24 protein-coding genes are annotated in these 22,130 nt (G+C 61.0%); 8 read left to right on the top strand and 16 right to left on the bottom strand.

Annotated features, from left to right (window positions below; all coding sequences use genetic code 11):
- The 8 genes from PMI03_RS13905 to glpK form a co-directional block, all read right to left on the bottom strand.
- A partial coding sequence (locus PMI03_RS13905; protein WP_007694216.1) for an LLM class flavin-dependent oxidoreductase occupies nucleotides 1-229 on the bottom strand: 229 nt, incomplete at its 3' end.
- Nucleotides 230-404: 175 nt separating this feature from the next.
- A complete protein-coding gene (locus PMI03_RS13910; protein WP_007694217.1) occupies nucleotides 405-917 on the bottom strand; it encodes a GNAT family N-acetyltransferase in 513 nt (170 codons plus the stop codon).
- Between the two features lie 187 nt (nucleotides 918-1,104).
- Entirely contained in the window at nucleotides 1,105-1,575 is a 471-nt protein-coding gene (locus tag PMI03_RS13915; RefSeq protein ID WP_007694218.1) for an SRPBCC family protein, read from the bottom strand.
- Nucleotides 1,576-1,673: 98 nt separating this feature from the next.
- Nucleotides 1,674-2,930: an RNA polymerase sigma factor gene (locus PMI03_RS13920; protein ID WP_007694219.1), complete on the bottom strand. Its 1,257-nt coding sequence runs from the start codon at nucleotides 2,928-2,930 to the stop codon at nucleotides 1,674-1,676.
- Nucleotides 2,927-3,301 (bottom strand): YciI family protein, encoded by a 375-nt coding sequence (locus PMI03_RS13925; protein ID WP_007694221.1) that lies wholly within the window; start codon nucleotides 3,299-3,301, stop codon nucleotides 2,927-2,929. The genes PMI03_RS13920 and PMI03_RS13925 overlap by 4 nt, the downstream gene beginning before the upstream one ends.
- 63 nt (nucleotides 3,302-3,364) lie before the next feature.
- Nucleotides 3,365-4,414 carry a serine hydrolase gene (locus PMI03_RS13930; RefSeq protein ID WP_007694223.1) on the bottom strand — a complete coding sequence of 350 codons (1,050 nt, stop codon included), beginning with the start codon at nucleotides 4,412-4,414 and terminating at the stop codon, nucleotides 3,365-3,367.
- Nucleotides 4,415-4,637: 223 nt separating this feature from the next.
- Nucleotides 4,638-5,447, bottom strand: a complete 810-nt coding sequence (locus PMI03_RS13935; RefSeq protein ID WP_007694225.1) for a hypothetical protein — start codon at nucleotides 5,445-5,447, stop codon at nucleotides 4,638-4,640.
- Nucleotides 5,448-5,631: 184 nt separating this feature from the next.
- Entirely contained in the window at nucleotides 5,632-7,128 is a 1,497-nt protein-coding gene (gene glpK, locus PMI03_RS13940) for a glycerol kinase GlpK (protein WP_007694227.1), read from the bottom strand.
- Nucleotides 7,129-7,362: 234 nt separating this feature from the next.
- On the opposite strand from glpK, the gene PMI03_RS13945 reads away from it, so the two are divergent.
- The 4 genes from PMI03_RS13945 (at nucleotide 7,363) to xdhC (ending at nucleotide 13,131) form a co-directional block, all read left to right on the top strand.
- On the top strand, nucleotides 7,363-8,139 hold the full coding sequence (locus PMI03_RS13945) for a 3-hydroxybutyrate dehydrogenase (protein WP_007694229.1): 777 nt from the start codon (nucleotides 7,363-7,365) through the stop codon (nucleotides 8,137-8,139).
- A 69-nt stretch (nucleotides 8,140-8,208) separates the two neighbouring features.
- Entirely contained in the window at nucleotides 8,209-9,681 is a 1,473-nt protein-coding gene (gene xdhA, locus PMI03_RS13950; protein ID WP_007694231.1) for a xanthine dehydrogenase small subunit, read from the top strand.
- Nucleotides 9,682-9,683: 2 nt separating this feature from the next.
- Nucleotides 9,684-12,020 (top strand): xanthine dehydrogenase molybdopterin binding subunit, encoded by a 2,337-nt coding sequence (xdhB, locus tag PMI03_RS13955; protein WP_007694233.1) that lies wholly within the window; start codon nucleotides 9,684-9,686, stop codon nucleotides 12,018-12,020.
- Nucleotides 12,021-12,315: 295 nt separating this feature from the next.
- Entirely contained in the window at nucleotides 12,316-13,131 is an 816-nt protein-coding gene (gene xdhC / locus PMI03_RS13960) for a xanthine dehydrogenase accessory protein XdhC (protein ID WP_007694243.1), read from the top strand.
- On the opposite strand, the gene PMI03_RS30980 is transcribed toward xdhC, so the two are convergent.
- The gene (locus PMI03_RS30980) at nucleotides 13,107-13,310 is read right to left on the bottom strand and encodes a hypothetical protein (RefSeq protein ID WP_007694245.1); all 204 of its coding nucleotides are present in this window, start codon (nucleotides 13,308-13,310) and stop codon (nucleotides 13,107-13,109) included. The genes xdhC and PMI03_RS30980 overlap by 25 nt on opposite strands.
- An 81-nt stretch (nucleotides 13,311-13,391) precedes the next feature.
- Here PMI03_RS30980 and PMI03_RS13965 point away from each other — a divergent pair, with 81 nt between their 5' ends.
- The gene (locus PMI03_RS13965; protein ID WP_081500809.1) at nucleotides 13,392-14,309 is read left to right on the top strand and encodes a LysR substrate-binding domain-containing protein; all 918 of its coding nucleotides are present in this window, start codon (nucleotides 13,392-13,394) and stop codon (nucleotides 14,307-14,309) included.
- Nucleotides 14,310-14,312: 3 nt separating this feature from the next.
- On the opposite strand, the gene PMI03_RS13970 is transcribed toward PMI03_RS13965, so the two are convergent.
- Nucleotides 14,313-14,645, bottom strand: coding sequence for a hypothetical protein (locus PMI03_RS13970; protein ID WP_007694249.1), 333 nt, complete (start codon nucleotides 14,643-14,645; stop codon nucleotides 14,313-14,315).
- A gap of 208 nt (nucleotides 14,646-14,853) precedes the next feature.
- On the opposite strand from PMI03_RS13970, the gene PMI03_RS13975 reads away from it, so the two are divergent.
- The 3 genes from PMI03_RS13975 (at nucleotide 14,854) to PMI03_RS13985 (ending at nucleotide 18,632) form a co-directional block, all read left to right on the top strand.
- Entirely contained in the window at nucleotides 14,854-16,092 is a 1,239-nt protein-coding gene (locus tag PMI03_RS13975; RefSeq protein WP_007694251.1) for a urate hydroxylase PuuD, read from the top strand.
- Nucleotides 16,089-17,396 (top strand): guanine deaminase, encoded by a 1,308-nt coding sequence (gene guaD / locus PMI03_RS13980; RefSeq protein WP_007694253.1) that lies wholly within the window; start codon nucleotides 16,089-16,091, stop codon nucleotides 17,394-17,396. Before PMI03_RS13975 ends, guaD begins: the two co-directional genes overlap by 4 nt.
- A 96-nt stretch (nucleotides 17,397-17,492) precedes the next feature.
- Complete coding sequence (locus PMI03_RS13985; protein ID WP_007694255.1) at nucleotides 17,493-18,632, top strand: alpha-hydroxy acid oxidase; 1,140 nt, start codon at nucleotides 17,493-17,495, stop codon at nucleotides 18,630-18,632.
- Here PMI03_RS13985 and PMI03_RS13990 read toward each other — a convergent pair.
- From PMI03_RS13990 to puuE, 6 genes are read right to left on the bottom strand one after another with little or no spacing between them, the layout of a single operon-like run.
- A complete protein-coding gene (locus PMI03_RS13990; protein WP_007694257.1) occupies nucleotides 18,629-19,369 on the bottom strand; it encodes a metallophosphoesterase in 741 nt (246 codons plus the stop codon). The two genes, PMI03_RS13985 and PMI03_RS13990, sit on opposite strands and share 4 nt — an antisense overlap.
- Before the next feature lie 3 nt (nucleotides 19,370-19,372).
- Nucleotides 19,373-19,729 (bottom strand): hydroxyisourate hydrolase, encoded by a 357-nt coding sequence (gene uraH, locus PMI03_RS13995; protein WP_007694259.1) that lies wholly within the window; start codon nucleotides 19,727-19,729, stop codon nucleotides 19,373-19,375.
- Nucleotides 19,726-20,226: an ureidoglycolate lyase gene (locus PMI03_RS14000; protein ID WP_039974006.1), complete on the bottom strand. Its 501-nt coding sequence runs from the start codon at nucleotides 20,224-20,226 to the stop codon at nucleotides 19,726-19,728. The genes uraH and PMI03_RS14000 overlap by 4 nt, the downstream gene beginning before the upstream one ends.
- A gap of 5 nt (nucleotides 20,227-20,231) precedes the next feature.
- Complete coding sequence (locus PMI03_RS14005) at nucleotides 20,232-20,594, bottom strand: DUF86 domain-containing protein (RefSeq protein ID WP_007694264.1); 363 nt, start codon at nucleotides 20,592-20,594, stop codon at nucleotides 20,232-20,234.
- A gap of 34 nt (nucleotides 20,595-20,628) precedes the next feature.
- Nucleotides 20,629-21,132 (bottom strand): 2-oxo-4-hydroxy-4-carboxy-5-ureidoimidazoline decarboxylase, encoded by a 504-nt coding sequence (uraD, locus tag PMI03_RS14010; RefSeq protein WP_007694265.1) that lies wholly within the window; start codon nucleotides 21,130-21,132, stop codon nucleotides 20,629-20,631.
- A gap of 1 nt (nucleotide 21,133) precedes the next feature.
- A complete protein-coding gene (puuE, locus tag PMI03_RS14015) occupies nucleotides 21,134-22,057 on the bottom strand; it encodes an allantoinase PuuE (RefSeq protein ID WP_007694272.1) in 924 nt (307 codons plus the stop codon).
- Nucleotides 22,058-22,130: the final 73 nt, after the last annotated feature.

Consider the following 22,130-nt stretch of genomic DNA (forward strand, 5'->3'; position numbering starts at 1 on the left):
TCAGCCGGATATTCTTCGTCTTTGCGGCAGCAGCCGCAAGCGCCACGGCCGGAGCCGATGCCGCATAGTCCGGACGATGATGCTCGCCAAGCCCGAAGACATCGAGACCGACCTGATCGGCCAGCTCGATTTCCTCGATCAGATTGTTCAGACGCCGCGCTGCCTCCGCGCCCTTGTTAAGAGCGGGATCGGGATTGACGTCAGCGAAAGTATAAAGGCCAAGTTCCATGGTGAAACATCCATCTGTTGTTGACGGACGAGATAGGAAGGCAGGGCTGCAATCGCAAATGTGAATTGTCGAACGGTTTGTTCGATAATGTTGATAACAACCCCTAATAGGAATCCGCAATCAACAGCTTCCCCACCGTCTCGGATTCAACCTCCAAAGCGCTTAATGTTGCGGATCAAAGTCGCGGATCGTCCGCCAGCAACGCCCAGCGTTCATGATCGCACCAGACACCGCCGATCTTCAGATATTTAGGTGAAAAACCCTCCATGCGAAAACCGAGCCTTTGCACGAGCGCGATGGAAGCCTGGTTCGCGGGCTGGATATTGGCTTCCAGCCGATGCAGGCCGACGGTATCGAATGCATGGCCAACTGCCAGACGCAACGCCTCGGTCATGAAACCCCGGCCGGCAAAACCCACCATGCCGTGATAGCCGAGAAAGGCGCTGCGGAAACCACCCCAGACCATCTGGCTGATATTGACCACTCCGACGATGCCGCCCGAACCGGTGTCGCGCGCCACCAGGCCGATATTGGGTCCGGTCACGGTTTGCCCAAACCAGACATCGAAGCCATCGCGATCGACAAAGGGAAAGGCCCAGGGCGCATGATAGGCGCGGCTCGCAACATTGGCCGCGATCAGGTCTTCGGCATCCGATTGCGCGACTGGCGCTATGGTGACGTGCAGCATGGCTCGCTCCTCTCATTCATGCGGGAGCGAGCCTTAGCAAATCGAATCCGAAATCAACAGCTTCGGCAGAGAAGCGGAATCATTTTCCGAAGCGTCCGCCGTTTTTTCGGCCGCGCCAAGCCCAAGTCCTCGCCCCTGAATCTCCCGCATAGAACTCTGGCACATCTATAGGGTATGACTCGATAATTCAGATCCTGGCCGCCAGCGCCGCGAGCTGATCGGTGCACTGGCCCCATCCCTCGTGGAAGCCCATCTTCTCATGCGCCTCACGATCTTCCGCCGTCCAATGCAGGACCGTTGCGGTGTAGCGCGTCTTGCCGCCGCCGAGATCGTCGAGCTGGATGGTTACCACCATGAAGGGCTTGGCTGATGGCACCCAGGCGCTGGTGAAGGCATCGGTGAAGACGATCCGTTCGTTCGGGACGACCTCGAGGTAGACGCCGACATTCGGATAATCCTCACCCTCGGGGCTGCGCATGGTGACGGAGCTGGTGCCTCCGGCGCGGACATCGAGTTCGGCGGCCGACGTTGTCCATGGCAGCGGTGCGAACCACTGTTTCAGCAGGGCCGCTTCCGTCCAGCAGCGATAGAGTTTCTCGCGCGGGGCGTCGATGATACGGGTCAGCGAAAGCTCGTGGCGTGTGGTCTTTTCGGTCATGGCTCTATCTCTCTCCAGTGTGCATCGGCCCGATCGGCCTATACTCCAAGGACGTTTGAGGCCACTTCATCCCGACAGGGGGTGAGAAAATCCGTCGATTATTTTGCGATTGCGGGAGCCGTCGTGCTCAAGCGGTCGAGCTGATGGCGGATATGCTCTGCCTCCGCCGGCGAGCGGGCAAGTGCGATAGCGCGGTCGAAGGCCGAACGCGCTTCCCGCGCCCGGTGCAACTGCATAAGCAGGCCACCCCTCAGCCCATGAAAATAGAAATAGCTGTCGAGTTGATCCGCCAAGGTCTCCACCATGGCCAACGCCACCTCCGGCCCCTTGAGCTTGGCAACGGCGACAGCACGGTTCAGGGTGACGACCGGCGACGGATGCAGCCGCTCCAGCGCCTGATAAAGCAGATCGATTTCCGCCCAGTCCGTATCTTCGGCTCGCTTGGCCCTCGAATGCAGCGCGGCGATCGCCGCTTGAAGCTGATAGGGGCCGGGACGGCGATGACGGATCGCCTTGTCGAGCAAGGCCAGCGCCTCGTCGATGAGCGTGTGGCTCCAGAGCGACCGGTCCTGCTCTTCCAGCAGCACGATCTGGCCGCCCGCATCGAAGCGCGCCGCGTTGCGTGATTGCTGCAGCAGCATCAGCGCCAGCAGCCCCATGATTTCGGGTTCGGTCGGAAAGATGCGTAGGATCAGCCGGCCGAGCCGGATCGCCTCATCAGCAAAAGCGGCGGCCTCGCGTCCCGGCCCGCCGGCGGAATAGCCCTCGTTGAAGATGAGATAGATCATGGCGCTGACGAGCGTCACGCGCTCGGCCCGCTCGACGGCGCCCGGCGTCTCGAACGGCATTCCGGCCGCGGCAACACGCGCCTTGGCGCGGGTAATGCGCTGCTCCATGGCGCTTTCGCTGACGAGAAAGGCGCGGGCGATCTGCGCCACCGAAAGGCCGGAGACGACGCGCAGCGCTAGGGCGATCTGCTGCGTCGCCGGCAGATCCGGATGGCAGCAGATGAATAGCAGCCGCAGGATATCGTCACGATAGTTCGATCCGTCGAGCCGATCGACGAGATCGCTTTCGGCGTCACCTGTGTCGGAGATCGCCTCCTCATCCGGCAGGGCCTGCGTCTTTGCCTGCTTGCGCACCGCATCAATGGCGCTGTTGCGGCCGACGAAGATCAGCCATGCCACGGGATCGCGCGGCGGCCCCTTGTCCGGCCAGGTCTTCAAGGCCCGGAGGCAAGCCTCCTGAAATGCCTCTTCGGCGATATCGAGATTGCGGAAATAGCGCAGCAGTGCGCCGACCACCTGTGGCCGGGCATTGGTGAAGGCTATATCGATCCAGGCAAGATCCGTCATGTCGCAATCGTCCCCGGGTTGAAGACGTAAAGCGGCCGGATCTCATAGGAGCCGACGCCGGGATTGGCGACCGCCAGTTTCTTTGAAAATTCAATCGCTTCGTCGAGGGATTCAAAGTCGATGACATAGAAGCCAAGCAATTGCTCCTTCGTCTCGGCGAAGGGACCGTCGATAACCAGCGGCTCGTTCTTGCCCTTGCGCAGCGTCGTCGCCGCCGTCGTCGGCATCAGCCGCGCGACAGGGCCGAGTTTGCCGGCCTCGCTCAGCGGCGCCTGCACCGCCAGCAACCGTTCCATCGTCGCCTGCTCCTCTTCCTTGGACCAGGCAAACACGGTATCTTCGTCGTTGTAGCATAGGATCGCGTAGAGCATGAGCTCCTCCTTCTCATGTAAAGACGAAGGAGTATCACCCGCACCGACAGGCCACGTCAAAAATTATCGTTTGAAAGGTTCGGCTTGGCGGATGAAGCCAATCAAATCGGCGACCTGGTGCAGCCGGGGAGACTTCAATGGCAGATCGCGGTCGGTGCGCTCGACAATGACCAGATCCTCCTGCGGGATGACAAAGGCATATTGCCCGCCTGCACCCCAAGCAAAATAGGAGCCCGCCGGCAAGCGAAATGCATTCGTGCTCCCATCAGTGGCCGCCGACGCCCTATCTGCCGTCCACCAAAGATACCCGTATCCGAACTCGTGATCGGCATCCGAGTAAGGCGTCGTGCTGTCCCGTACCCATTGTTGGGGAACGATCTCCTGCCCATTCCAGCGCCCACCATCCAGAAAGAGCAGAGCAAAGCGGGCAAGATCCCGGGTACTCATCCGGAACGTATAGGCGGGATGGATCGATGCGCGGCCGCGAACCTTGTGCTGCGCATGCGGGTCGTAATCCTGCATTCCGATTTTCCGCGCGATCTCATCCTCGAAGGCGTCATAGATGGAGGCCTTTGTCGCCTTCTCATAGATCGTGCCGAGAGCATTGAAGTCCCAGTTGTTGTAATACCAGAACGTTCCCGGCGCATGGCTGAAGCGCGCCGGCCGCCTCGCGGCCATCGCCTCCGTCTCATAGAGCGCCGGATGATAGATGCCGGACCGTGCCTCCAGCAGCATCCGGACCGTCGCCTGCCTCTCCTGATCGGACAGTGGCGGGGGGTTGTCGTCGATACCCAATTGCTGGAGCGTGCTACCGAGATCGATCTGATGGTGCACAACCGCGATCCCGATCAGGGAATCGAGCAGACTCTTGCGAATGGAAGCCAATTCCATCGGCTTGCTCGTATCTCCCCATTCGGCAACGATGGCCCCATGCTGGACGACCATGACGGCGCTGACATCATGCCCGTCGGCAAGGGCCTTCGCCTCTGCCAATTTCGGCGCCGACCATCCGGATGTCTGGGGAGATAATTCTGTCCATTCGGCCGAAGGGATGGTTTGCGCCAAGGCCGGGGTCGACAGCAGTCCAACGAATAGCAGCCAGATGAAACGCATAGCCGATGCCCTGTTTCAAACGTCGACATCGAATTTCCGGGCGAATAAGTCTTTTCGTTGGCTGAAGCGCGCCCGGCACGGTTCTGCGACATCAGGGCGCATGCCTTCCCATTCACGATGCGCAGGACTGGGCATAGACGCCACGCCGGATCCAGTGATTCCATGCCGCGATTTTGGCATGGAATGATGACAGGCGGCAGCCTTCGATCGAACAGCTAGTTCGTCAGCCGAGCGACGGGGTCAAGACGCCAGCCGGTTTTGAATCCGTCCGCGCAGCCCTTGCCTGGGCCTCGGACATCTGCCGGGCGCGAGCCTTGCCCTCCCAGAGCGGCAGGCCGAGGGACTGCGCGACTGCCGGGTCGGCGGTGAAGATCGGATAGCCCCGCTCGATCAGCCGAAACAGGATTTCCCTGTCCTTGCCAATGTGCAACCGGGTCAGATTTTCCTGATTGTAGACATGACCGCCGGAATCGGGGTTGATGCCGGTGATAACGACGGCAGTAGCGCCGTTATAGAGCGCGAAAAGCACGGCGTTGATGCCATTCGAGCATTTGTCGTCGGCTCCCAGTTCGCTGCATTTCATGCCGCCAACCCGGTCGAGAAGCGCCATGCGCCGGTAGCGGTCGACGATTTCGAGATTGTCATATCGATAATTGAAGGCTTTCAGCCCGTCCTCGAGCCGCTTGCGACCATCGCGCCAGAGCAGGATGTACAGCATCTTCGCCCGCTCGCCATTCAGCACGCGCCGGACTTCGACGGCGTTCGTGTTCGTTCCCTCGATCTGATTGAACTGCACCAGCGCGACATCGGGCGCCTCGACGCCCCACGCCTTGGTGACAACCTGAGAGCCATTGATGGTGATCACCCGGAAGGTCTCGTCGAAATCCGCAGGCTTGTGCGACACCGGCGCCGATCCAACCACGACAACGGGTCCGGAAAACGGTTCTGAGAGCGTGGGCGGCTTCGGCCGGATAAGCCGATATTTCAGACGCCGATAAAAATGTTTCTTCAGTTCCGCAAATTTAGCAGCCATGCCTCGCCCTAAGACCCCCGAAGGCGTTCACCAAAAGATAGTCGAACCCACCGAAAGCGACCCCGCAACAAGATGTTGCCTGGCCACTCGTAGCATCGACTATCGCTGCTTCGAGTTGCATTAGGAAAATAAAGAAATCTTACACGATCAAATTTTCGGTGAGCTGTGCATAATTCAGTGGCTTTTATCCCGCGCTCAAGGTCCGCCGCACCGCGTCTTTCCAACCCTTGAGTTTCCCGCTTCGCGTTTTCTCGTCCATCGCGGGCTCGAACCGCCGGTCGCGAGCCCAGGCCTTGGCAAAGCCCTCGCGGTCCGGCCAGACACCGGCGCGGCTGCCCGCAAGCCAGGCGGCGCCGAGCGCCGTGGTTTCCAGGATGGTGGGGCGATCGACGGGGGCGTCGAGCAGGTCGGCGAGCCGCTGCATCGTCCAGTCGGAGGCGACCATGCCGCCATCGACGCGCAGCACCGTCTCCTTGCCATTGCCGTTGCGCCAATCCTTGTGCATGGCATCCAGCAGGTCGCGCGATTGGTAGCAGACGGCTTCCAGCGCTGCGCGGACGATTTCCTCAGGCCCGGTATTGCGCGTCAGCCCGAAGATGGCCCCGCGCGCGTCCGGATCCCAATGCGGAGCGCCAAGGCCGGTGAAGGCGGGCACAAGATAGACCTCCTGCAACGGATCGGCTTTTTCCGCCAGCGCGCCGGAATCCGCGGCGCTCTTGATCGCCTTCAGCCCATCGCGCAGCCATTGCACGGCCGCGCCGGCAATAAAGATCGAACCTTCCAGCGCATAGGTCGTCTCCCCATCCAGCCGGTAGGCGATGGTGGTCAGCAGCCGGTTCTTCGAGCGCACGATATCCGTGCCGGTATTGAGCAGCGCGAAACAGCCGGTGCCATAGGTGGATTTCATCATGCCACGCTCGAAGCAGGCCTGGCCGATGGTCGCCGCCTGCTGATCGCCGGCAACGCCAAGGATAGGAATAGCAGCGCCGAAAAGTGAGGCGTCGGTAATGCCGAAATCGGCGGCGCAATCCTTCACTTCCGGCAGCATGGCAGCGGGTACGCGCAGGATCTCAAGCAGATCCTCGTCCCACGCATTGCTGGCGATATTGTACATCAGCGTCCGCGAGGCGTTGGTCGCATCGGTAACGAAGCTCTTGCCGCCGGTCAGACGCCAGATCAGGAAGGTGTCGATGGTACCGAAGCAGAGCTCACCCTTGGCGGCGCGCGCCCGGGCGCCCTTCACATTGGCGAGCATCCAGGAGAGCTTGGTGCCCGAGAAATAAGGGTCGAGCAGCAGGCCGGTGCGGCGGGTGAAGAGCTTCTCCAGATCCTGCCGCTTCAGCTTGTCGCAATAGCTCGCAGTGCGGCGGTCCTGCCAGACGATGGCGTTATGGATCGGCTTGCCGGTCTCGCGGTCCCAGACGACAACGGTTTCGCGCTGGTTGGTGATGCCGACGGCAGCGATATCCTTTGCCGTGATGTCGGCCGCCGTGATGGCCTTGCCAACGGTGAACAGCACGGATGCCCAGATTTCCTCCGGGTCATGCTCGACCCAACCGGGTTTCGGGTAATGCTGCGTGAACTCCTTCTGCCCGACGCCGGCAACTTTCATATTGCCGTCGAAAACGATCGCCCGTGTCGAGGTCGTTCCCTGGTCGATCGCCAAGACATAGCCGCCCATGCATTCCTCCCGATAGTTCTGTCTTTAAAGCAACAGATACGACAGCAAAACGAATGTGAAAAGAAAGCAAAACGAAATTTTTGTCGAAAACGCCCCATTCCCGCTCGCGAATATATGAAGCATGCTGTCGCAAAAGAGTCTTGCAGCGATGCGATTGCCATATTCGCGGGTTTGGGACTAACCTCAAGCCGCTATTGCGCTGCACCAAGATGCCGCGCGTCCAAGGAGAACATCATGGCAAGAACAGTCGTTGTCACCGGTTCTACAAGCGGTATCGGCCTCGCCATCGCGACCGCCTTCGCCGCGAAGGGTGAAAACATCGTCATCAATGGCTTCGGCAAGCCGGAAGAGATCGATGCCATCAGAAACACGCTTGAAGCCTCGGGCGGCGGCAAAGTGATCTACCATCCGGCCGACATGACCAAGCCCGCCGAGATCGCCGACCTGATCGCGACCGCCAATTCGACCTTCGGCAGCGTCGACGTTCTCGTCAACAATGCCGGCATCCAGCATGTCGAGAAGATCGAGGATTTCCCGATCGACAAGTGGGACCAGATCATTGCCATCAACCTGTCGAGCTCGTTTCACACCATTCGCGCCGCCGTGCCGCTGATGAAGGCGAAGAAATACGGCCGCATCATCAATATCGCGTCGGCCCACGCCCTCGTCGCCTCCCCGTTCAAATCCGCCTATGTCGCGGCAAAACATGGTATATTGGGCCTGACCAAGACGGTAGCACTCGAGCTTGCCGAATTCGGCGTCACGGCCAACGCCATTTGCCCCGGCTATGTTCTGACCCCACTCGTCGAAAAGCAGATCCCGGACACGGCCAAAGCGCGCGGGATGACCGAGGAGCAGGTCAAGAACGAGGTGATCCTCAAGGCGCAGCCGACGCATGAATTCGTCAAGGCCGAGGAGATCGGTGCATTGTCGCTCTACCTGGCCAGCGACGACGCGCGCCAGATCACCGGCACACACGTCTCGATTGACGGTGGCTGGACCGCGGAATAACGATAGACGGTTAGGGCCGGATTCGATGACGCGTCCGGCCCTGAACGACAAAAAACAATTGGGAACCACATGAACGACAGCATCCGCTTTATCCTCAACGGCGAGGATATCTCACTTTCCAGCCTGCGCCCCACCGAGACGCTCCTCGATTTCCTGCGTCTCAACCGGCATCTGACGGGCACGAAGGAGGGATGCGCGGAAGGCGATTGCGGCGCCTGCACCGTTCTGGTTGGCCGGCTGATCGACGGCGGACTGCACTACGAGTCCGTCAACGCCTGCATTCGTTTCGTCGGCTCCCTGCATGCCACCCATGTCGTCACCGTCGAGCATCTGGCCGCCAGGGATGGCACGCTGCATCCGGTGCAGCAGGCCATGGTCGACTGTCATGGTTCGCAATGCGGCTTCTGCACGCCGGGCTTCGTCATGTCACTCTACGGCCTGTGGCTATCGACCGAAAAGCCTAGCCGGGAGCAGATCGAAAAGAGCCTGCAGGGCAATCTCTGTCGTTGCACCGGCTACGAGCCGATCGTGAAAGCCGCTGAACAGGTGAGCCAGAAACGCCCGAGCGCCCTGTTCGATCCGCTGGAAAAGACCCGCTCCGATATCGTCGCCCGTCTCTGGGCCATGCAGGGCGGCGATACCATCAATATGAGCTCTTCCGACGGAGATCGCCTGATCGTACCGGGCTCGGTTTCGGCTCTCGCGCAAGTGCTCGCCAACGAGCCGAAGGCGACCGTCGTTGCCGGCTCCACCGATGTCGGCCTCTGGGTTACCAAGCAGATGCGCAAGCTCGACCCGGTCGTCTTTATCAACCACCTGACCGACCTGCAGAAGATCACCGTGGACGACACCGGCCTCACCATCGGCGCCGGCGTTACCTATAGCCGCGCCTTCGCCGCCATTGCCGAAAAGATCCCGGCATTCGCGAACCTGATCAACCGCATCGGCGGCGAGCAGGTGCGCAACATGGGTACGATCGGCGGCAACATCGCCAACGGGTCACCGATCGGAGACACGCCGCCGCCACTGATCGCGCTCGGCGCCACCGTCAAGCTGCGTTCGATTGCCGGCACGCGCACCTTGCCTTTGGAAGACTTCTTCATCGACTACGGCAAGCAGGACCGCAATCCCGGCGAATTCGTCGAGGGCATCTTCGTGCCCTACCCCGCCGAAGACATCCATTTCGCCGTCTACAAGATCTCCAAGCGCCGTGATGAGGATATCTCCGCACTTTGCGGCGCTTTCCATCTGGCGCTGGACCAGGCCGGCAACGTTGCCGATATCCGCATCGCCTTCGGCGGCATGGCCGGCACGCCGAAGCGCGCCCGCACGGTCGAGGCCGAACTGGTTGGCAAGCCCTGGACGGAAGCGACGGTCACCGCCGCGCGGCCGGCCTTCGATGCCGACTACTCGCCGCTCACCGACTGGCGCGCCACCGCCGAATACCGGCAACTGACCGCCAAGAACCTGCTGATCCGCTTCTATCTCGAGACGGCCGGCGCGCCGCAGGAATTGAAGCGCTTCGCGACGGTGGAGGCGTAACGATGGACAAGTCCACCTTCGAAGAGCGCAAGGTCATCAACGGCTCGATGCATGGCTCGCAGAAGCATGACTCGGCGCACAAGCATGTAACCGGCGGTGCCGACTATATCGACGACCTGCCGGAACCCTCTGGCCTGCTGCATGGCGCGCTCGGTCTCTCCGACCGCGCCCACGCCGACATCGCCGGTATCGATCTTTCCGCGGTCAAAGCCTATCCGGGCGTCGTCTGGGTGTTCACCGGCAAGGACATCCCCGGCGTCAATGACACCAGCTCGAACGGCATGCATGACGAGCCGCTGCTCGCTGAGACCAAGGTCGAGTTCCACGGCCAACCGATCTTCGCCGTCATCGCCGAAACCCGCGATGCCGCCCGCCGCGCCGCGAGGCTTGCCAAGATCGATTATCGCGACCTGCCGCATTGGAGCGATATCGATGGTGCGCTCGCCAATGGCGCGCCGCTAGTCTACGAGCCGATGACGCTGAAGCGCGGCGAGCCGGAAAATGAGATGGCCAATGCCAAAAACCGCATCAAGGCGCAGATGCGCATCGGCGGCCAGGAGCATTTCTATCTCGAAAGCCATATCGCCATGGCGATCCCCGGCGAAGACGACGAAGTGACCGTCTGGTCCTCCACCCAGCATCCGAGCGAAATCCAGCATATCGTCGGCCATGCGCTGAACATTCCGTCCAATGCCGTCACCGTCAATGTGCGCCGCATGGGCGGCGGCTTTGGCGGCAAGGAGACTCAGGGCAACCAGTTCGCCGCCCTCGCCGCCGTCGCCGCCAAGAAACTTGGCCGCGCCGTCAAATTCCGTCCCGACCGCGACGAAGACATGGCCGCAACCGGCAAGCGCCACGACTTCCTGGTCGATTACGAAATCGGCTTCGACGATGAGGGCCGCATCCACGCCGTCGACGCGACCTATGCCGCCCGCTGCGGCTTTTCCTCCGATCTTTCCGGCCCGGTCACCGACCGCGCGCTGTTCCATGCGGATTCGAGCTATTTCTATCCGCATGTGCACCTCACCTCGAAACCCTTGAAGACGCATACCGTCTCCAATACCGCCTTCCGCGGTTTCGGCGGGCCACAGGGCATGGTTGGCGGCGAGCGTTTCATCGAGGAGATCGCCTATGCGCTCGGCAAGGACCCGCTGGAGATCCGGCGCGCCAATTTCTATGGCCAGCCGGGTTCCGGCCGGACGCTGACGCCCTATCATCAGGAGGTGGAGGACAACATCATCCATCGCATCGTCGATGAGCTGGAAGAATCCTCCGATTATCAGGCGCGCCGTAACGCCATCATCGAATTCAACCGCTCCAGCCGCTTCATCCGCAAGGGCATCGCGCTGACGCCGGTGAAATTCGGCATCTCCTTCACCATGACCGCCTTCAACCAGGCGGGCGCGCTGGTGCATGTCTATCAGGACGGCTCGATCCACCTGAACCATGGCGGCACGGAGATGGGCCAGGGCCTCTATACCAAGGTGGCGCAGGTCCTGGCCGACAGTTTCCAGGTCGATATCGACCGGGTGAAGATCACGGCGACCACCACCGGTAAGGTACCGAACACATCCGCGACCGCCGCCTCCTCAGGCTCCGACCTGAACGGCATGGCCGCCTTCGACGCCGCCCGGCAGATCAAGGAGCGGCTGGTTGCTTTTGCCGTGGAGAAATGGGGTGTCGGCGCCGAAGAGGTCCAGTTCCTGCCGAACCGCGTTCGCGTCGGCGACAGCGAAATCCCCTTTCCCGATTTCATCAAGCAAGCCTATTTTGCCCGCGTGCAGCTCTCCGCTGCCGGCTTCTACAAGACGCCGAAAATCCATTGGGACCGCAAGGCGGGTCGCGGCACCCCGTTCTATTATTTCTCCTACGGCGCCTCCGTCTCCGAAGTCTCGATCGATACGCTGACCGGCGAATATCTGATCGACCGCACCGATATCCTCCACGATGTCGGCCGTTCGCTGAACCCGGCCATCGATATCGGCCAGGTCGAAGGCGCCTACGTGCAGGGCATGGGCTGGCTGACGACGGAAGAGCTCTGGTGGGATGCCAAGGGCCGGCTGCGAACCCACGCGCCGTCGACCTACAAGATCCCGCTCGCCTCCGACCGGCCGAAGATCTTCAACGTCCGCCTCGCCGAATGGTCCGAAAATGCCGAGGCCACCATCGGCCGCTCCAAGGCCGTCGGCGAACCGCCCTTCATGCTGGCGATTTCCGTTCTCGAAGCCTTGTCCATGGCTGTTGCGAGCGTCGCGGACTACCGCGTCTGCCCGAGGCTGGATGCGCCGGCAACGCCGGAGCGGGTGCTGATGGCGGTCGAGCGGCTGAAGGGGATGTGATGGTTGGGGAGGTGACGTGCCGTAAGGAATACCCTTCGCTTGCGCTCAGGGTGTTCGTTGCTACGCGCCGAACAGCCCCCCTCTGCCCCTTTGGGGCATCTCCCCCACAAGGGGGGAGATTGGTAGTCCGTAGCGCCATCGGATACCAAACAAACATCGGATCTATTGAAGCAAAGCTGCGTTGCCTTCTTGAGCGGCGCGGCAAATTCCCACCAATCTCCCCCCTTGTGGGGGAGATGTCACGAAGTGACAGAGGGGGGTACACACTCTCCGCATACTTCAAGGGTCCCACCTCATGACCCAACCCCTCGAAGCCTTCCTCTCCCAAAACCCACGCGCCATCCTGATCGAAATCACCGGCACGCAAGGGTCCACCCCGCGTGAAGCCGGCACCTTCATGCTGGTCTCGGCGGATCATATCTGGGGGACGATCGGCGGCGGGCAGTTCGAATATCTGGCGATCGGCAATGCCCGGGAAATGCTGGCGGGTACGGGTGGCGTGGAGTTCATGGATATCCCGCTCGGCCCCGAGATCGGCCAATGCTGCGGCGGCCGCACGCAACTGCGCTGCCGCCCAGCGGCGCCGGAGACGATCGAGACGCTGAAACGGCGGCTGCGGGACGAGAGCGGCGACTGGCCGGAGGTCTATCTCTTCGGCGCCGGCCATGTCGGGCGCGCCCTGGCGATTGCACTGAAACCGCTACCGATGATCACCACGGTCATCGAAACGCGGCAGGAGGAGCTGGACGAGCTTCCGGCCGATACCAACGGCCGCCTCGTCGCCATGCCGGAAGCCTTGGTATCGGATATTCCTGCAGGCGCGGCCATCGTCATCCTGACCCATGATCATGCGCTGGATTTCCTGATTGCCCAGCAGGCGCTCGCCCGCCCCGATCTCGCCTATGTCGGCATGATCGGCTCGGCGACGAAACGCGCCACCTTCGCCCATTGGCTTGCCCGCGAGGGCGGCGACAAGACTTTCCTCGACCGGCTGACGCTGCCGATCGGCGGCGGAGCGGTGAAGGACAAGCGTCCGGAGGTCATCGCCGCTATGACGGCCGCCGAGTTGCTGACGGCCTTTACGACCTATCGCATCCGACCATCCTCATAGTGAGGCGCACGCCCGTCGAGAAACCCGAGGTCGCGCTTGAGCTGCTCGGGCATCTCGTCAAGATCAAGCCGCGGCAAAGACGCCGTGCTTCCGGGAAAGACCTGCACCAAGGTCTCCAACATGCGGGCCCAAACCGAAGGCCTCGCAATATTCACCTGTTCAACAGCATGGCAATCCATGACAACACCTCAATCCAATCGATGATATGGATTGCAGATTGCTCCCGAAAATGCTGAAATTCCAATCGAACAAACGTCTGCATGCATAAAGAGAGCTTATCCATGAAGCTGTCGAAACAGTTTCCATTGAACGCGCTCCGCGTCTTCGAGGCCGCCGCCCGGCTCGGCAGTTTCACCCGCGCCGGCGAGGAGCTGGGCATGACGCAGACGGCCGTCAGCTATCAGATCAAGCTTCTGGAGGGGGTTATCGGTGAGCCACTCTTTTTGCGAAAGCCAAGGCAGATCGCGTTGACCGAGGCAGGAGAACGGCTGGCGCCGAAGGTAAGCGAGGCTTTTGCCCTGCTGCAGGAGGCCATGGCTTCGGTCAGCGGTGACGCCGAGACCACGCTCCTCATCGATTCGACGCCGACCTTCGCGTCGCAATGGCTTGCTCGACATATCGGCTCGTTTCAACTGCAGCATCCGAATGTCGCCGTCCGGCTCGCCACGTCGGGCAAGCTCATCGATTTCTCTCGCGACCCGGCCGATATCGCCATTCGCAGTGGTCGCGGAACATGGCCTGGGCTGCGCGCGCATCTGTTGATGAAAGTCAACTTCACGCCGATGCTCAGCCCGGAGCTGGCAGCCAGCATTGGCGGCGTCCATGAGCCCGCCGACCTTCTCAAGCTGCGGATCATCGACGCCGGGGACCCCTGGTGGGAGCAATGGTTCCAGGCGGCGGAGGTGCCTGATCCCGGCCTGCAAGGCAGGCCGAGAAGCCGGCTCGGCGCGCAATCCTTCGAAGCAAGTGCTGCCATCGCCGGACAGGGTGTGGCGATCCTGACCCCCGAATTCTACGCCGACGATCTCGCCGGCGGGCGGTTGATCCAGCCCTTCGACATCCTTTGCAGCGATAGCTCAGACTACTGGATTGCCTATCCGGAAAGCAGGCGCCACACGCCGAGAATCCGTGCCTTCAGGAACTGGATCCTCGGCGAATTCGGCATGCCACTGGAATAGGGCTCAATAGGCCATGTCCGGCGCGTAGAAACAGCGTGGCGTGTTCTCGTCCGGAAACAGGCAAAGGTGATAGGACCCATCCGGCGAACGCATCGTCTTGCCCTGCGGCAGCGTGAAGATATGAGCATGCGTTACATAGCGGTGATCGCCCGGCTGCAGCATGATCCGATAACCGCCCGGAATGACGGTGACCGTGCGGGAGGGGATCATCTCGCAATCACCGGTCTCGCTGTCGCCACTGCAACAGTAGGGATCATAGGCCCAGCCGGAAGGCGCATCATGCGCCAGGGCCGCGGTAGAAAAAAGAAAGAATACGAACGCCAGAATACCACGCATGGGCAATTCTCCGTCGAAATGGACGGCTGACGCGGACGCAGTCCGCTCAAAGCAGCCGCAGGCGTTTCACAACTCGCCATATTCTGATCTAATGCGAGCCGGACGCACGACAAGAGTGTCGCTTTTCCCTGACACATCAAACTCCCCCCTTCCCTCCGTCCCCAACATTTTGCAATGTGTCGAGTCGGAGGAAGAAAAGGGGAACTGAATGTATGAATACGCCATCGCGTGGGAATGGCTGGCCTTTGCTGCCCGCTGGTTCCACGTCATAACCGCCATTGCCTGGATCGGTTCGTCCTTCTACTTCATCGCGCTCGATCTCGGGCTGGTGAAGCGTCCCCATCTTCCGCCCGGCGCCTATGGCGAGGAGTGGCAGGTGCATGGTGGCGGCTTCTACCATATCCAGAAATATCTGGTCGCCCCGGCTTCGATGCCGGAACACCTGACCTGGTTCAAGTATGAGAGCTATTTCACCTGGCTCTCCGGCTTCCTGATGCTCTGTATCGTCTATTACGGTGGCGCCAATCTCTTCCTCATCGACCGGCATGTGCTCGACGTCAGCGTTCCCGTTGCCATTCTCATCTCGCTCGCCTCGCTTGCCGGCGGCTGGATCGTTTACGACCTGCTCTGCAAGTCGCCGCTCGGCAACAATACCTGGGGCCTGATGGCGGTCCTCTATGCCGTCCTCGTCTTCATGGCCTGGGGCTATACGCACCTCTTTACCGGCCGCGCCGCCTTCCTGCATCTCGGCGCGTTCACGGCGACGATCATGTCGGCGAACGTCTTCATGATCATCATCCCCAACCAGAAGGTCGTGGTCGCCGACCTGATCGCGGGCCGCACGCCTGACCCGAAATATGGCCGCATCGCCAAGCAGCGTTCGCTACACAACAACTATCTGACGCTGCCTGTCATCTTCTTCATGCTGTCGAACCACTATCCGCTGGCCTTCGGCACGGCCTATAACTGGGTCATCGCCGCGCTGGTGTTCCTGATGGGCGTCACCATCCGCCACTGGTTCAACACCACGCATGCCCGCAAGGGCCGCCCCACCTGGACCTGGATCGTCACCGTCATTCTCTTTATCCTGATCATGTGGCTTTCGACCGTGCCGAAGATCTTGACCGGCGAGAAGGATGCCGAAGCAGTCGCGCCCGCCTTCCAGCAGTTTGCATCAGACGCGCATTTCCCGGCGGTAAAGCAGATGGTTTCGACGCGCTGTTCGATGTGCCACGCCGCCGAGCCGGTTTATGAGGGCATTGTGCGCCCGCCGAAGGACGTGATGCTGGAAAACGACGCAGAAATCGCTATGCATGCCCGCGAGATCTATATTCAGGCCGGCCGCAGCCGCGCCATGCCCCCCGGCAATGTCACCGAAGTGACCCCGGAGGAGCGCAAGCTGCTGGTCGCCTGGTTCGAAAGCTCCGTCGGAGAAAAAGACCAATGACCACCCTTTTGCGCGGCCGCCTGCTGTCCTTCAAGCGCGCGCCGCAAAGCCTTGATGACACAGGCAGCTATACGTATGAAAGCGATGGCGGCCTGCTGATCGAGAATGGCATCATCGCCGCTGTCGGCCCCTATGCCGAGATCAAGGCGAAAGCACCAGCGGACGTTGCCGAAATCGACCACCGGCCGCATCTGATCCTGCCGGGCTTCATCGACATGCACCTGCATTTCCCGCAAATGCAGGTCATCGCCTCCTATGCCGCAAACCTGCTGGAATGGCTGAACACCTACACCTTCCCCGAGGAATGCCGCTTCGTCGAGAGCGCTCATGCCGAGCGCATCGCCACCCATTTCTACGACGAGCTGATCCGCCACGGCACGACGACGGCGGTTGCCTATTGCTCTGTGCACAAGACCTCCGCCGACGCCTTCTTTGCCGAAGCCATGCGCCGAAACATGCGTATGGTCGGCGGCAAGGTGATGATGGACCGCAACGCGCCGCAGGGTCTGCTCGACACGCCGCAGATGGGCTACGACGAAACCCGCCAGGTGATTGCCGACTGGCATGGCAAGGGCCGTAACCACGTCGCCATCACGCCGCGCTTCGCCATCACCTCGACGCCCGAGCAGATGGAAACCACCGCGGCCCTTGCCCGCGAGTTCCCCGACCTGCACATTCAGACGCATCTTTCCGAAAACCACGACGAGATCAAGTTCACCGGCGAGCTCTATCCGGATGCGATCGACTATACCGATATCTATGCCCGATACGGCCTGCTCGGCCCGAAAAGCCTGTTCGGCCATGCGATTCACCTGTCCGAGCGTGAAGCCGACGCCATGAGCGAGGCCGGCGCGATTGCCGTGCATTGCCCGACATCCAACCTCTTCCTCGGCTCCGGCCTGTTCCCATTGAAAGCCTTGGCCCGCCGCGAAAAGCCCGTCCGCATCGGCGTCGCCACCGACATCGGCGGCGGCTCCAGCTATTCGATGCTGCGCACGATGGATGAGGCCTACAAGATCCAGCAGCTCCTCGGCGAACGCCTGAACCCGTTGGAAAGCTATTATTACATCACGCTCGGCAACGCCGAGGCCCTGTCGCTCGCCGACAAGATCGGCACGCTCGAGGCCGGCACCGACGCCGACCTCACCATCCTCAACGCGGCGGCCACACCGGCCATGGCGCTGAAGATGGAGGTGGTGAAAACGCTGCCCGAGGAGCTATTCCTGTTGCAGACGATGGGCGACGACCGGGCGATCGTGGAGACATATGTCGCGGGAAAACCTGCAAAATCGGCCTTGAATTGATAGAGTTCTCCCGCGATTATCGAACTCTCACATCCGGAAACAAACCGTTCTGATCCAAGTTTCTCCATAGCATTTTCGTCAAGAAGGCAGACCGCCATGACCGCGCCGCTCACCATTGCCGACCTGAAACAGCTGGCCAAACGGCGCGTGCCGAAAATGTTCTTCCAATATGCCGATTCCGGCTCCTGGACCGAGTCGACCTATGAGGCCAATGAAGCGGATTTCAGGAAGATCAAGCTGCGCCAGCGCGTGCTTGTCGACATGACCAACCGCTCGCTGGAGAGCACCATGATCGGCCAGAAGGTGTCGATGCCGGTGGCACTGGCGCCGACGGGGATGACCGGCATGCAGCATGCCGACGGCGAAATGCTGGCGGCACGGGCCGCCGAAGAGTTCGGCATTCCCTTCACGCTCTCGACCATGAGCATCTGCTCCATCGAGGATGTGGCCTCAGCGACGACGAAACCCTTCTGGTTCCAGCTCTATGTGATGCAGGACCGAGATTTCGTGATGAGCCTGATCGATCGCGCCAAGGCGGCAAAATGCTCGGCTCTGGTACTGACGGCCGACCTGCAAATTCTCGGCCAGCGCCACAACGACGTCCGCAACGGCCTCTCGGCACCACCGAAATTCGCTCCGAAGCACGTATGGCAGGTGGCAACCAGGCCCTCATGGTGCTGGCAGATGCTACAGACCAAGCGGCATTCCTTTGGCAACATCATCGGCCACGCCAAGGGTGTGAACGACGTCAAATCCCTTTCGAACTGGACGACCGGTCAGTTCGATCAGCGACTGTCGTGGAGCGACGTCGCCTGGATCAAGGAATATTGGGGTGGCCCGCTGATCATCAAGGGCATTCTCGACGTGGAGGATGCCAAGGCGGCGGTCGACACCGGCGCGGACGCAATCATCATCTCCAACCATGGCGGCCGCCAGCTCGATGGCGCTCCCTCTTCGATCAGTGTGCTGCCTGGGATCGTCGACGCGGTCGGCGACAAGATCGAAGTGCATATCGACGGTGGCATTCGCTCCGGCCAGGATGTGCTGCGCGCCGTGGCGCTTGGCGCCAAGGGCACCTATATCGGCCGCCCCTTCCTCTACGGCCTCGGCGCCATGGGCAAGGACGGCGTGACGCTGGCGCTGGAGATCATCCGCAAGGAGATGGATCTCTCCATGGCATTTTGTGGCAAGCGGGATATCAAGACGGTGGACCGGGGAATTATCGCCGGGGCCTAGCGCAACCAGCCCGTTGCCAGCCCGCTCGCCCAATCGGCACGACCGACTTTGGTGGCGAATTCGGCCATCGTTTGATGATCGTAGGCCACCTGCCGGAAGATCGGCACCCAGACGCCGCCAACCTTTTCCATAATGGCATAGGAGGCCAAGGGATGGCCTGCCTCAACCCTGTGATAATAGGGAAGATCGTCGTCATAGGCCGGGCAGCCGACGCTGCCGGGATTGACGATCAGGCGCCCGTCGGAAAGACGGACAGCGCGCGGAATATGGCTATGGCCGCATAGGATCAGCGGGAAATCAACGCCGACAGCGAAGGTTTCGATCTCTTCAAGCGGCTTCAGATGGATATAACCGTCTGGAGAGACGGTTTCTAGCCAGTAGATATTGTCGTTTGCCGGCGTGGCATGGCAGAGATAGGCTTCGCCCTTATAAGTCGTACTGAAGGGCAGGCTTCGCAGCCAATCGAGATGATGCGGAGATAAGTCCTCATAAGCGACCCTGTCCGATTCATGCATCGTCTCCGGCGCCTGTTCGATCAGATAGCGATCGTGATTGCCGCGAACCGTCACAGCATCAAGGGCAAGCAGAATATCGGCCGTCTTGCCGGCGGTCAGCGGTCCGCTGAAGCAATCGCCGAGATTGATGATGTCCTCGATACCCTGCGCACGGATATCGGCAAGCACGGCCTCCAGCGCGAGGTGGTTGCCGTGGATGTCCGCAATGACAGCAAAACGCAAAACTCAGCTCCCGCGATAGGTGGAATAGCCATAGGGCGAAATCAAAAGTGGCACATGATAATGCGCCGTCGTATCGGCAATGCCGAAGCGGATCGGCACGAGATCGAGGAAGGCCGGGTCGGGCAGCGTGGTCCCGCTCGCGCGCAGATAATCACCGGCATGGAAGAGCAATTCATAGGTGCCGGCAACGAAGCTATCGCCAATCAGGATCGGTCCGCCATCGACACGTCCGTCGGCATTGGTCGTCACGGTCTTGAGATGCGTCCGCGTCTCGCCCGCGATCTTGAAGAGATCGATCAGCAGTCCTTCAGCCGGCTTGCCGAGGGCAGTGTCGAGCACATGGGTCGTCAGTCCGGTCATAGGGTCGGCGCTCCAATGATGAAGGGGGTATCGAAGAAGAATTCCACCAGATTGTTGCCCGGCCCATCGCGATCGACAATGAGGAAGTCGCTCGGCTGATCGAGAGCCATCAGCGGATAATGCCAGACATTGGCCCGATAATTCACACCCTGGTCGCCGCGCGCCAGAAAGACCTGCGGCCTTCCCGGCTTGCCGTCCTTATCCTTCGAAACGACCACGAGAAACGGACGACCGTTGAGCGGCACGAAACTCTGGCTGCCGAAGGGGTGACGCTCCATCATCTCGATCGCATAGGGAAAGGCGCGTGGCTGACCACGAAAGAGGTTTAGGATCACCCGTGCGCCGTCGCCAAGGGCCTCGGCGCTGGAAAGCGCATGAAACCGCTCCGTCGTGCCGCCATTGATGAACCGCATCGTCGCCGGGTCGGCCTCGATCACGTCGCCGAAGGGGGCGAAGGCAGCCTTGGTCAGAGGGTGAAGTTCGAGAGTCTGGGTCATTATGATCATTCGCCTTCTGCCCGCCAATGGCGGATCGCTTCGAGCTGCGATAGCAATTCGGGGACCGCGTGCGCAACGGCAGTCCAGATATCCTCGACACTCATCGAAGCTTCGTCGAACAATAGGCGCTTGCCCATATCCCTCAGCTCGTTCCAGCGCACCTCCGGATGCTCCGGTTCGAATTCCGGATGTTTTTCCAACAATTCGACTGCCGCTGCACCAATGACGCAAAGGCTGTAGGCGACAGCGGATTGCACAAGCTTGTTTCCAGCAAATGCGGTCCCATCCATGCCTCGAACGAAAAGGCGCGCCTCGCCGGCGGCCTTCTGCATGCGATCCAGATAATAAACAGGACCCTGCGTGGTCATAGCTAGGCCCTGTCGCCGAAAAGCCGGAGCCGCATCACACACCTCCGTCTGGAAGCATGGATTGCAGGCGCAGCAGCGCAATCTTCTCCACCTGCGCCGTTGCGGTCGTGAATTCCGCGTCCCGGTCATTGCCGATCCGCGTTTCGAAGGCGGCAAGGATGTCGTCCTTGCCGAGACCCTTGACCGCGATAATAAAAGGAAAGCCGAATTTCGTCACGTAGGCCGTGTTGAGTTCGGTGAAGCGGGCATGCTCTGCAGGACTCAGCCGATCGAGCCCTGCCCCCGCCTGCTCCTTGCGGCTGTCCTCGGTAAGCTCACCGGCGATCGCCAACCGGCCGGCAAGATCGGGATGCGCCCGCAAGACGCCAAGCCGCTCGTCCGCACTGGCAGCGCGGAAAATAGCAGCCAGGACGGCATGAACGCCACCCGACGTCAGCGGCTCGGCAATGGAACCAGCGTCACAAGCACGCTCGGCGATGAATGGGGAGTGCTCGAAGACCCCGCCGAAACGAGCCACGAATTCGTCACGCGACACCATCTCAGGGAGCGCCCGCGGGCAGGTGGTTCTCGTACCAATGATTGGCGATCTCGATGCGCTTGGGCACCCAGACCTTGTCGTGCTTCAGCACATACTCAATGAAGCGCCTGAGCGCCGCCGCGCGACCCGGCCGTCCGACCAGACGACAATGCAGGCCGACCGACATCATCTTCGGGCTGCCCTGCTTGCCCTCTTCATAGAGCGTATCGAAGGCGTCCTTGAGATAGGTGAAGAACTGATCGCCGGAATTGAAGCCCTGCGGTGTGGCGAAGCGCATGTCGTTGGTGTCAAGCGTATAGGGAATGATCAGGAACGGCTTGCCGTCGAGGCCATCGACCCAATAGGGCAGATCGTCGGCATAGGAATCCGACGAATAGAGAAATCCGCCCTCCTCCATCACCAGCCGCAGCGTATTGTCGGACGGCTTGCCCTGGTACATGCCGTAGGGGCGCTCGCCGGTCAGCTCGGTATGCAGGCGCACGGCCTCGAGGATATGCTTGCGCTCAAGATCCTCGGGAAAGTCCTTATATTCCAGCCAACGATAGCCGTGGCTGGCGATCTCCCAGCCGGCTTCCTTCATGGCAGCAACGGCTTCGGGATTGCGCGCCATGGCAAGCGTCACGCCATAGACGGTCGCCTGCACCTTGAGCTCGGTGAACATGCGCCACAGCCGCCAGAAACCGGCACGCGAACCATATTCATAGATCGATTCCATGTTGAGATTGCGCTGGTTCGGCCAGGCTGCCGCGCCGACGATTTCCGACAGCAGGTTCTCTGAAGCCGGATCGCCGTCGAGAATGCTGCTTTCCCCGCCCTCTTCATAATTGATCACGAACTGCACCGCGACGCGGGCATCACCAGGCCATTTCGGATCGGGCGGATTGCGGCCGTAGCCGACGAGATTGCGGGGATAGGTATCGGACATGAAAGCACCTTCTCGAATATGCGGAGACGGTAGCATCCACGGCCGGAAAGTCGAGATGGAAAGTAAGAAACTC

Source organism: Rhizobium sp. AP16 (assembly GCF_000281735.1).
Classification (GTDB): Bacteria; Pseudomonadota; Alphaproteobacteria; order Rhizobiales; family Rhizobiaceae; genus Rhizobium; species Rhizobium rhizogenes.

Excerpts from the sequence above, each read along its gene's own strand:
- PMI03_RS13965 (WP_081500809.1), top strand. The coding sequence starts at position 13,392 with ATGCATAAAGAGAGCTTATCCATGAAGCTGTCGAAACAGTTTCCATTG.
- xdhA (WP_007694231.1), top strand. The coding sequence starts at position 8,209 with ATGAACGACAGCATCCGCTTTATCCTCAACGGCGAGGATATCTCACTT.
- PMI03_RS13945 (WP_007694229.1), top strand. The coding sequence starts at position 7,363 with ATGGCAAGAACAGTCGTTGTCACCGGTTCTACAAGCGGTATCGGCCTC.
- uraD (WP_007694265.1), bottom strand. The coding sequence starts at position 21,132 with ATGGTGTCGCGTGACGAATTCGTGGCTCGTTTCGGCGGGGTCTTCGAG.
- PMI03_RS14005 (WP_007694264.1), bottom strand. The coding sequence starts at position 20,594 with ATGACCACGCAGGGTCCTGTTTATTATCTGGATCGCATGCAGAAGGCC.
- PMI03_RS30980 (WP_007694245.1), bottom strand. The coding sequence starts at position 13,310 with ATGGATTGCCATGCTGTTGAACAGGTGAATATTGCGAGGCCTTCGGTT.
- puuE (WP_007694272.1), bottom strand. The coding sequence starts at position 22,057 with ATGTCCGATACCTATCCCCGCAATCTCGTCGGCTACGGCCGCAATCCG.
- xdhB (WP_007694233.1), top strand. The coding sequence starts at position 9,684 with ATGGACAAGTCCACCTTCGAAGAGCGCAAGGTCATCAACGGCTCGATG.
- uraH (WP_007694259.1), bottom strand. The coding sequence starts at position 19,729 with ATGACCGGACTGACGACCCATGTGCTCGACACTGCCCTCGGCAAGCCG.
- PMI03_RS13985 (WP_007694255.1), top strand. The coding sequence starts at position 17,493 with ATGACCGCGCCGCTCACCATTGCCGACCTGAAACAGCTGGCCAAACGG.
- PMI03_RS13930 (WP_007694223.1), bottom strand. The coding sequence starts at position 4,414 with ATGCGTTTCATCTGGCTGCTATTCGTTGGACTGCTGTCGACCCCGGCC.
- PMI03_RS14000 (WP_039974006.1), bottom strand. The coding sequence starts at position 20,226 with ATGACCCAGACTCTCGAACTTCACCCTCTGACCAAGGCTGCCTTCGCC.
- PMI03_RS13935 (WP_007694225.1), bottom strand. The coding sequence starts at position 5,447 with ATGGCTGCTAAATTTGCGGAACTGAAGAAACATTTTTATCGGCGTCTG.
- PMI03_RS13970 (WP_007694249.1), bottom strand. The coding sequence starts at position 14,645 with ATGCGTGGTATTCTGGCGTTCGTATTCTTTCTTTTTTCTACCGCGGCC.
- PMI03_RS13920 (WP_007694219.1), bottom strand. The coding sequence starts at position 2,930 with ATGACGGATCTTGCCTGGATCGATATAGCCTTCACCAATGCCCGGCCA.
- guaD (WP_007694253.1), top strand. The coding sequence starts at position 16,089 with ATGACCACCCTTTTGCGCGGCCGCCTGCTGTCCTTCAAGCGCGCGCCG.
- glpK (WP_007694227.1), bottom strand. The coding sequence starts at position 7,128 with ATGGGCGGCTATGTCTTGGCGATCGACCAGGGAACGACCTCGACACGG.
- PMI03_RS13915 (WP_007694218.1), bottom strand. The coding sequence starts at position 1,575 with ATGACCGAAAAGACCACACGCCACGAGCTTTCGCTGACCCGTATCATC.
- xdhC (WP_007694243.1), top strand. The coding sequence starts at position 12,316 with ATGACCCAACCCCTCGAAGCCTTCCTCTCCCAAAACCCACGCGCCATC.
- PMI03_RS13925 (WP_007694221.1), bottom strand. The coding sequence starts at position 3,301 with ATGCTCTACGCGATCCTATGCTACAACGACGAAGATACCGTGTTTGCC.
- PMI03_RS13910 (WP_007694217.1), bottom strand. The coding sequence starts at position 917 with ATGCTGCACGTCACCATAGCGCCAGTCGCGCAATCGGATGCCGAAGAC.
- PMI03_RS13975 (WP_007694251.1), top strand. The coding sequence starts at position 14,854 with ATGTATGAATACGCCATCGCGTGGGAATGGCTGGCCTTTGCTGCCCGC.